Raw genomic sequence first — 8,769 nt, 5'->3', positions numbered from 1 at the left:
CCCCCGCCACGAGTTGCGGCTCGCCTGGCGCGAATGGTTCGCCATGATGACCGGCGGCCGGCGCAGGCGGGCACGCGCGGCCGTGATCGGCCTGCTCGTCTTCGCCGCGCTGCTGCACGTGCCGGCCTGGGCGGTGATCGGCCGCTTCGCCGATCTGCAACTGCCGCTCGACAAATCCTCGCTGATCGTGATCTCGGCGACGATCTTCCTCGCCTGGACGCTGATGCTGTCGCAGGCGATCGAATCGGTGACGCGGGTGTTTTACGCCCGTGCCGATCTCGACCTCATCATGTCGTCGCCCGCGACGCTGGCCAATCTGTTCTCGGTGCGCATCGCCGCGATCGCACTGACGGTCACGGTGATGGCGCTGCTGTTCTCGACGCCCTTCATCGACGTGCTGGTCTTCGGCGGCGGCGCGCGCTGGCTCGCGGCATTCGGCGTCGTCATCGCGATTGGGCTCTCCGCCGCGGCGATCGCGATTGCGGTCACCATCGTCCTGTTCCGCCTGATCGGCCCGGCGCGCACGCGCTTCGTGGCCCAGATCCTCGCCGCGATCATCGGCGCGGGCTTCGTGATCGCGCTCCAGGTCGCGGCGATCATGTCCTATGGCACGCTGTCGCGCTTCACCATCCTGACCTCGGGGAGCCTCGCCGCTTACGCGCCCGACGTCGGCAGCATCTGGTGGTGGCCGGCGCGGGCCGCTCTGGGCGACAGCGAGGCGCTGCTCCTGCTTCTGGCGCTCGGGCTCGTGCTGCTCGGCAGCGTCATGGCGATCTTCTCGGGCCGCTTTGCCGACACCGCGATCGACGCGGCAGCTTACGGCAAGTCCGGCAGCAAGCGCGCCAAGGAACGCCCGTTCCGCGGCGGGTCGCGACAGCAGGCGCTGCGGCGCAAGGAATTCTCGCTGCTCTGGCGCGATCCCTGGCTGATCTCGCAGACCCTGATGCAGCTGCTCTATCTGGTGCCGCCGGCGCTGCTGCTCTGGCGCAGCTTTGCCGACAGTTCTGCCGCACTGACGCTGATCACGCCCGTCATCGTCATGGCGGCGGGACAGCTCGCCGGCGGCCTCGCCTGGCTGACGATCTCGGGCGAGGACGCGCCCGATCTGGTCGCGACCGCACCGCTGACGCCCTCCAGCGTCATCCGCGCCAAGATCGAGGTCGTGCTGATCGCCATTGCGGCCATTTTCTGCCCGCTGATCGCCGCGCTCGCTGTCGCATCGCCGTACCAGGCTGCGGTCAGCGCCGGCGCCGTCATCATCAGCGCGGCCTCCGCGACCGCGATCCAGCTCTGGTTCCGGGTTCAGGCCCGGCGCAGCCACTTCCGCCGCCGCCAGACCTCGTCGCGGCTCGCGACCTTCGCCGAAGCCTTTTCCTCGATCGGCTGGGCCGCCAGCGCGGCGCTGTTGCTGGCGCTGCCGCTGGCCGGCCTCATCAGCGGCCTGATCACCGCGAGCCTCGTGGCCATCACCTGGAAGTTCAGCCCGAGGCGCGAGTGAGCGGCTGGCGTGAAGGTGCGACACTGACGCGCTGCTGATCACGCCCTATTGGCCACGCGCTGCATTGCACGCTAGACTTTCCCCCTGAAGTCATCGGGGACGGATGCATGTGGCGAATAGTTTCGGCGGCTCTGGCGCTGTTCGGCTCTTTCCTCTCGCCTGCCCTCGCCCAGCAGCCCCAACGCAGCGAGTGCCTGGCGATGGCGGGCGCCCCGCCCCGCGTCATGCCGGTGGCGTTCCGGCAGGCGGCAGCCGCCGCCGAGGTCCAGATCACCTATGCCGGCCACTCCACCTATTACATCGACACGCCCGGCGGCCTGCGTATCGCCACCGACTATAGCGGCGCCTACCAGGTCGGACGGCTGCCCGACGTCGCCACCATGAACCGGGCCCACAGCACCCACTACACGCTCTTCCCGGACAAACGCATTCCCCATGTGCTTCACGGCTGGAGCGAGGACGGCAAGCCGGCCATCGTCTCGGAACGCATCGGCGACACTTTCGTGCGCAACGTCACCACCGACATCCGCCGCTATTTCGGCGACGATGCCGGCACCGACATGATCCGCGACGGCAATTCGATCTTCATCTTCGAGGTCGCCGGGCTCTGCATCGGCCATCTCGGCCACCTCCACCACAAGCTCGACGACAGCCATTTCGCGCAGATCGGGCGGCTCGACATCGTCATGGTGCCGATCGACGGCACCTACACCATGTCGCTGGGCGGCGTCGCCGAGATCACCAAGCGCCTGCGCGCCTCCGTGGTGCTGCCGATGCACCGCTTCGCGACCCCGCTCGACGAGTTCATGCGCGGCATCGGCCAGCAATTCGAGATCGACCGCCGCAGCGACCGCTCGTTCCGGATGTCGAGGGATACGCTGCCGGCGACGCCGACGGTGATCATCCTCGACGGGGTCTGACGCGCAATTTTCTCCAAGTCTCCCAGGGCACGTTCGTGCTGGTCTCTTCACGACAGGAGATCGACATGACGGACTTTGCAAGATTGTTGCACGCGGACGGTCCGAACCCCGAACACGCGGCGGCACTTCAGCTCTACGGCCGCTTTGTCGGCGATTGGGACGCCGAGATCACCCCCCACGGCCTCGACGGAACCAAACACATCGCGCCCGGCGAGATCCATTTCGGCTGGGTGCTGGAGGGCCGCGCCGTCCAGGACGTCTGGATCATCCCCCGCCCCGCAGGCTCTCAGGCCTTTCCGATCGCCGGCAATTGGTACGGTACGACACTGCGGGTCTACGATCCCAAGATTTCCGCCTGGCGGATCTCCTGGTTCGATCCTGGCCGCAGTGTGTTCCGCCAGCAGATCGGGCGTCCGCAAGGGGGAGATATCGTGCAGGAAGGGACGACCGAGGCTGGCGATCTCACGCGCTGGCGCTTTACGGAGATCACCGCGGATTCCTTCCACTGGCTCGGTGAGGTCAAACCGGCTGCTACTGCCGATTGGCAGCTTGTGGTCGGCGTGAGGGCGCAGCGGCGCAGGGGTTGAGTCAGATAGATCCTGATCGAATCGATCGGGCCGCGAACTCGCTGCGACCTCTCCCGCTTGCGGGGGAGGTCGCGCCGAAGGCGCGGGTGGGGGCTCTCTCCCCACTGGGAAGCCCTCTGTGGAGACACCCCCACCCCGCCCCTCCCCCGCAAGCGGGAGAGGGAGCGCACCTTCCGCGTGGCCGCACCAACCACAGCACCGCTGTGCTCGCGACGACGGGTGCGGTTGCGCAACGCGCTCTGCCGCGTGGAGACATCGGGTGCTAGGCTCCCGGCACAAGAAAGATAAAGGGAGCGAACGCCGATGGCTGCAAGCGGTCTGCCTGCCAACACGAGCGGGCTATTCGTCGAGCCGCGCGAGGACTGGCTCGCGCAATATCAGGAGGAGATCATCGATCCCTTGCGGCCGATCGTCGATCCCCATCACCACCTCTGGAATCGCGGGCACCGCTATCTGATCGAGGAGATGGCGTCCGATATCGCCTCCGGCCACAACATCGTCGCCACCGTCTATGTCGACTGCCGCTCGATGTATCGCGCGCACGGGCCGGAGGCGCTCCGGCCGGTCGGTGAAGTCGAGTTCGCCAACGGTGTTGCCGCGATGAGTGCGAGCGGCGCCTACGGCAAGGCCGCGATCTGCGCCGGCATCGTCAGCCACGCCAATCTGCTGCTTGGCGATGCCGCAAAGCCGGTGCTTGAAGCCGAGATCGCGGCCGGCAATGGCCGCTTCCGCGGCATCCGGCATTCCTCGGCCTGGGACCCGGATCCCGTCGTCGCCGGCATGTATGCCAACCGGCCGAACGGACTTCTGCAGGACCCGACCTTCCGCAAGGGCTTTGCCTGTCTCGCGCCGCTCAATCTCAGCTTCGACGCCTGGCTGTTTCATCCGCAGATCGGCGAGCTGACCGAGCTTGCCCGCGCTTTCCCCGACACCAGGATCGTGCTCGACCATTGCGGTGGCCCGGCCGGTGTCGGCCGCTTTGCAGGGAAACGCGAAGAAGTGTTTCCGCAATGGCGCGCCTCGATCCACGAGATCGCCAAATGCGAGAACGTGGTGGTGAAGCTCGGCGGACTGGCGATGTGCCTGCTCGGCTACGATTTCCATCTGCGCGCGAAGCCGCCTTCGTCCGAGGAGCTTGCGGCGGCGTGGCGGCCTTATGTCGAGACCTGCATCGAGGCGTTCGGCCCAAGCCGCGCGATGTTCGAGAGCAATTTCCCGCCGGACAAGGGCCAGTGCAGCTACCAGGTGATCTTCAACGCCTTCAAGCGCATCGCGGCGCCCTTGAGCGAGGCCGAGAAGACGGCGCTGTTCTCGCAGACCGCGACGGATTTCTACCGGCTCGAATTGCCGTCATGACGAGAAGAGGGGCCGGGATGTTGGTCCCGACCCCTCTTCCGTCGTAGCCGCTGGGAAGCGTCCTTGAAACTTGATTGTCAGCTCTAGCCGGCGCCCATCAGCGAGGCCGGGCGGCGCTCACCGGTGGGGACGAACATCCGCTTGAGCTTGTTGACGACGCGGATCAGGAAGCCGATCATCACGGGATTGGTCTTGCGGCAGAAGGCGATCTTCTTGACGTGGCCCTCGACATGCCATTTGGCATGCGCGCCGTCGCGGAAGAAAATCACGTCGCCCGGGCCGTAGCGCTTCGGCGGCATGCCGTCGCTCTCGAGCACGATCGACCCTTCCATGATCATGATCGTCTCGTCGATATCGTAGTACCAGTTGAAGCGGCCTTCGGTGCAGTGCCAGATGATGGTCGATGCGGTGCCGTCGGCGCTGGTGGACAGGATGTGCGAGCGCGACACCGGGTTGCCTTCGATGATCCAGGACGGCTCGATCGGCCGCAGCTCGAGATCCACATTGCAACTACCGATTTCAATCAATGCGCGCGACATCTGCTTCCCCAGGGGATATAATATGGTTGGCCGGGTCTCGGCCCGGATTGTTTCGAAAGATGCTGGAACGCTAGTAGCCGGTTTTTAATTCTTTCTTACGCAGGCCCTGACAATCAGCCGCAAGTTGCAGGTGCGAAGCGGTTAACGTCACGATTTCCCTGTGAATTCGCCCACATGAACCCTTCTTTTCCGGGGTGCGACAAAGTGCGCGAAAGCGACCAGGAAGGAGCTCCACCGATGTCCCTCACCCCCGAGGTTCTGGCAGCCAAAGGCGAGGTCGTCGCCCGGCTCGGCGGTTTCGATATTTCCTTCGCGCCGGACGAGGAGCTCTGGTTCACCATCGACGGCGTCGAAAAGCCCCGACAGGTCGGCAGTGACGGCGCCGGCGGCGCGTTCGTGCTGCTGCCGCCACGGAATGTGCTCTACGTGTCATCGGAGGGCCGCGCGGGCATTATCGCGGAGAGTTTCGAGGCATTCGTCCAGCTCGTCATTGCCCGCCCCTACTGGCTGGACATCCTCAAATTTTCCGCCGGCGGCGACCTCTCGGAGATGCGGCGCGCGGCGGATGCGCTGGAGGCAACCCTCGACGACGAGGACGGGGTCAACGAGGCCCGGGAGGAAATCCGCGAGGCGCTCGATCTGTCCGAGCCGTGCGATCCGGTCGGCGCGCTCTACGAGGCGGTGGCTGCGTCCGACGCCATCGTACGGGCCACCGACGGCAGCCCGTTCACGACGCTGTTCAACCGCTTCAGCATCGACAAGAACCCGATGCTGCGCAACGCGGCGGCGTAGCGACTGAGCCTAATGGTCCAAGACGCGCCGCGAGCGGCGCTCCTCACCATGAGGGGCCAATATCTCGCTCGCCGCGAAACCAGACCTCATCCTGAGGAGCCCGCGAAGCGGGCGTCTCCAAGGATGGGCCGCGAGACGCGCTACTTCGCCCACTCGCCCTTGCGGAACACCGGGACCTTGCTGCCGTCGGCCAGGATGCCGTCGATGTCGGTCTCGGCCGAGCCGATCATCCAGTCGATATGGATCAGGCTCTGGTTGCCGCCTTGCGCCGCGATCTGCTGCGGCGTGAGCTGCGCGCCGTTGACGAAACACTTCGAATAGCACTGGCCGAGCGCGATGTGCGAGGCTGCGTTCTCGTCGAACAGCGTGTTGTAGAACAACAGCCCGCTCTGCGAGATCGGCGAGGAGTGCGGCACCAGCGCCACTTCGCCGAGACGCCGCGCGCCCTCGTCGGTGTCGAGCACCTTGTTAAGCACCTCGGCGCCACGCGAGGCCTTTGCGTCGACGATCTTGCCGTCCTCGAAGCGCACCGCGATGTTGTCGATCAGCGTGCCCTGGTAGGACAACGGCTTCGAGCTCACGACATGGCCGTAGACGCGCCGGCAATGCGGCGTCGTGAAGACCTCCTCGGTCGGGATGTTGGCGTTGCAGCTGATGCCGTTCTTCGCCAGCGAAGCGCCGCCTTCCCATTCATGGCCGTCGGCAAGCCCGATCGTGAGATCGGTGCCCGGCCCGGAATATTGGAGCGCGCGGAAACGCTGGCCGTTGAGCCAGTTGGTGCGCTCGCGCAGCACCGCGTTGTGGCTCGCCCAATTGGCCGGCGCGTCCTCGCGATCGACACGGGATGCCGCGAAGATCGCGTCCGCGAGCTTGCCGATCGCAACGTCCTCGGGATCGTTCGGAAACACCAGCTTCGCCCACGCGGCGGTCGGATAGGCAATGATGTTCCAGTTGGTGTCGAAATTGACGATCTTTTCCAGCGCCGGCTGATAGGCCATGGAATTGGCCTTGCTGGCGCGCGCGACCTTGGAAGCATCTTCGCCCGACAACAGCATCGGATTGTCGCCGACGATGGCGAGCCGCGCCGTGTTGTCGGAGAACGCCTTGGCCATGCCCTCGTAGAGCCAGCTGGCGGCGCGATCAAAACTATTGTCGTGACCGTGACGGTAGCGCGCCAGCGTCATCTCCTCGTCGGAGAGGATCGGTGTCACGATGCCGGCGCCGGCCTTGTAGGCGTGCACGGCGATCCGCCGCACCAGCGGCAGCGCGATCGCCGGCGCGGTCAGCAGAAGATCTTGTCCCGGCCGCAAGCCCAGGCCCACCTTCACCGCCACCTCGGCCAGCCGGTCGAGTTTCACGGGATCGATGGGAGTGGCGGTGATGCGTTGATCGGTCATGCCGGGTCCTCTGCCGAAGGTCTCTCGTTCAATCTAAGTCTAGCATCGCGGGACACAAGTATGCGAGCCTCTTGGAGCTTGCGAAAGATACGCGGTTTCACGCATCTTGGTTTTCAACGCGTTGCCGATTTCAGCACCCGATCGACCATGGCGGGAGCAAGGCCGAGGTAATTTTTCGGTGAAGTCAGCGCATCGATCGTCGCCCGGTCAATCCGGGTCGAGACGCGGGAGTCGGACGAGAGCGCGTCCGCCAGCGTCAGACCTCTCTCATTGGCAATCCGGCAGGCGTCATAGACCACGTCGTGCGCCTCCTGCCGCCCGATCTGCGGCGCGAGGCCCATCATGACCGCTTCGGCCACGATCAGGCCCCGACTAAGGGCGAGATTGTCGTTCATCTTCCTTTCGTCGACAATGAGACCCGCAAGCGCGAACTTGGCCTGGTGCAGCGCGCCGGCGGTCAGCACGAAACTTTCCGGGATCGCCATCCATTCGGCGTGCCAGGGACCGGTGGCGCGCTCGAAATCCTGCACCATCGCGTCCAGCATCAGGCCGGCGTGCTGGCGTACCGCCTTTGAGGCCGCCAGCATCAGTTCCGAGGAGATCGGATTGCGCTTCTGCGGCATGGTCGAGGAAGCGCCGCGGCCCTTGACGAAGGGCTCGTAGACCTCGGCGAATTCGGTCGAGGCCATGATCATGATGTCCAGCGCGATCTTGCCGAGCGAGCCGGTGACCAGCGCCAGGAAATTGACCGCCTCGGCAAAACCGTCGCGCGCGACGTGCCAGGTCGAGGCGGGAACGCCGAGCTTCAGCTCCGCGCAGAGCGCCTCCTGCACCTCAAAACCCTTGTCGCCGAGCGAGGCCAGCGTGCCGGCGGCGCCGGCAAACTGACCGACCAGGACGCGCGGCTTCAATTGCTCGAGACGCTCGGCGTGGCGGTCGAACATCGCGAGCCAGATCGCGGTCTTGTAGCCGAACGTCACCGGCAGGGCCTGCTGGAGATGCGTGCGCCCCGCCATCGGCGTGTCGCGGTGGCGCTTCGAGAGGTCGGCGAGGATCTTGCGCAAGCTCGCGATATCCCGCTCGACGATCTCGAGCGCGGCGCGCAATTGCAGCACCACTGCGGTGTCCATGATGTCCTGCGTGGTCGCACCCCAATGCACGTAGCGGCCGGCCTCGCCGCATTGCTTCACCATCTGGTGCACCAAAGGCAGGATCGGATAGCCGACAATGTCGGTCTCCTGCCGCAGCAGGTCAAAATCGAGCGCGGCGACATCGGTCCGCGCCGCGATCTGATCGGCGGCCTCCTTGGGGATCACGCCGCATCTCGCCTCCGCCTGTGCCAGCGCCACCTCGACCTCGGCATAGCGGCCGACCAGCGCGACGTCGGAAAACACCTCGCGCATCTCGGGCGTGCCGAAGGCGTCGCGGAACAGCATGGAGTCGAGCACGGTGGTCGAGGCAGCAAAAGCGGGCATGGGCGTTTCTTCGTGGTTTGTGTTCTGTGTGGGGGCAGCTTACGCAGGCCGCAGTGTTCGGCAATGGACATTCATGGTTCGTCGCATGTTCGATGACATGCGATGTCTTGCTCCCGAATGTCGAGCCATGAGCTCCGTCATCCTGAGGTGCGAACCGCGATGCAGCCGGGCCGTCGCCCTTCGAGGGCCGCTGAAGAAGCGGCCT

8 protein-coding genes are annotated in these 8,769 nt (G+C 65.6%); 5 read left to right on the top strand and 3 right to left on the bottom strand.

Annotated features, from left to right (window positions below; translation table 11 throughout):
- The 4 genes from PMI42_RS15025 to PMI42_RS15010 all read left to right on the top strand — a co-directional run.
- On the top strand, nucleotides 1-1,498 hold a 1,498-nt coding region (locus tag PMI42_RS15025; protein WP_008135475.1), incomplete at its 5' end, for a hypothetical protein.
- 107 nt (nucleotides 1,499-1,605) lie between these two features.
- Nucleotides 1,606-2,418, top strand: coding sequence for an MBL fold metallo-hydrolase (locus tag PMI42_RS15020; RefSeq protein ID WP_008135473.1), 813 nt, complete (start codon nucleotides 1,606-1,608; stop codon nucleotides 2,416-2,418).
- A gap of 65 nt (nucleotides 2,419-2,483) precedes the next feature.
- Entirely contained in the window at nucleotides 2,484-3,005 is a 522-nt protein-coding gene (locus PMI42_RS15015) for a hypothetical protein (RefSeq protein WP_008135471.1), read from the top strand.
- A 303-nt stretch (nucleotides 3,006-3,308) separates the two neighbouring features.
- Nucleotides 3,309-4,361: an amidohydrolase family protein gene (locus PMI42_RS15010; RefSeq protein ID WP_008135469.1), complete on the top strand. Its 1,053-nt coding sequence runs from the start codon at nucleotides 3,309-3,311 to the stop codon at nucleotides 4,359-4,361.
- A gap of 83 nt (nucleotides 4,362-4,444) precedes the next feature.
- On the opposite strand, the gene PMI42_RS15005 is transcribed toward PMI42_RS15010, so the two are convergent.
- Complete coding sequence (locus tag PMI42_RS15005; protein ID WP_008135467.1) at nucleotides 4,445-4,900, bottom strand: cupin domain-containing protein; 456 nt, start codon at nucleotides 4,898-4,900, stop codon at nucleotides 4,445-4,447.
- Between the two features lie 237 nt (nucleotides 4,901-5,137).
- On the opposite strand from PMI42_RS15005, the gene PMI42_RS15000 reads away from it, so the two are divergent.
- Nucleotides 5,138-5,692: a hypothetical protein gene (locus PMI42_RS15000; RefSeq protein ID WP_008135465.1), complete on the top strand. Its 555-nt coding sequence runs from the start codon at nucleotides 5,138-5,140 to the stop codon at nucleotides 5,690-5,692.
- 140 nt (nucleotides 5,693-5,832) lie between these two features.
- Here PMI42_RS15000 and PMI42_RS14995 read toward each other — a convergent pair whose 3' ends face one another.
- Entirely contained in the window at nucleotides 5,833-7,089 is a 1,257-nt protein-coding gene (locus tag PMI42_RS14995; RefSeq protein ID WP_008135463.1) for an aminopeptidase, read from the bottom strand.
- Between the two features lie 113 nt (nucleotides 7,090-7,202).
- On the bottom strand, nucleotides 7,203-8,564 hold the full coding sequence (pcaB, locus tag PMI42_RS14990; RefSeq protein ID WP_008135461.1) for a 3-carboxy-cis,cis-muconate cycloisomerase: 1,362 nt from the start codon (nucleotides 8,562-8,564) through the stop codon (nucleotides 7,203-7,205).
- Nucleotides 8,565-8,769: the final 205 nt, after the last annotated feature.

The sequence above is a fragment of the Bradyrhizobium sp. YR681 genome (genome assembly GCF_000282615.1).
GTDB lineage: Bacteria > Pseudomonadota > Alphaproteobacteria > Rhizobiales > Xanthobacteraceae > Bradyrhizobium.
The sequence above is the reverse complement of the archived record's forward strand: the minus strand, read 5'-3'. Positions and strand labels throughout refer to the sequence as shown.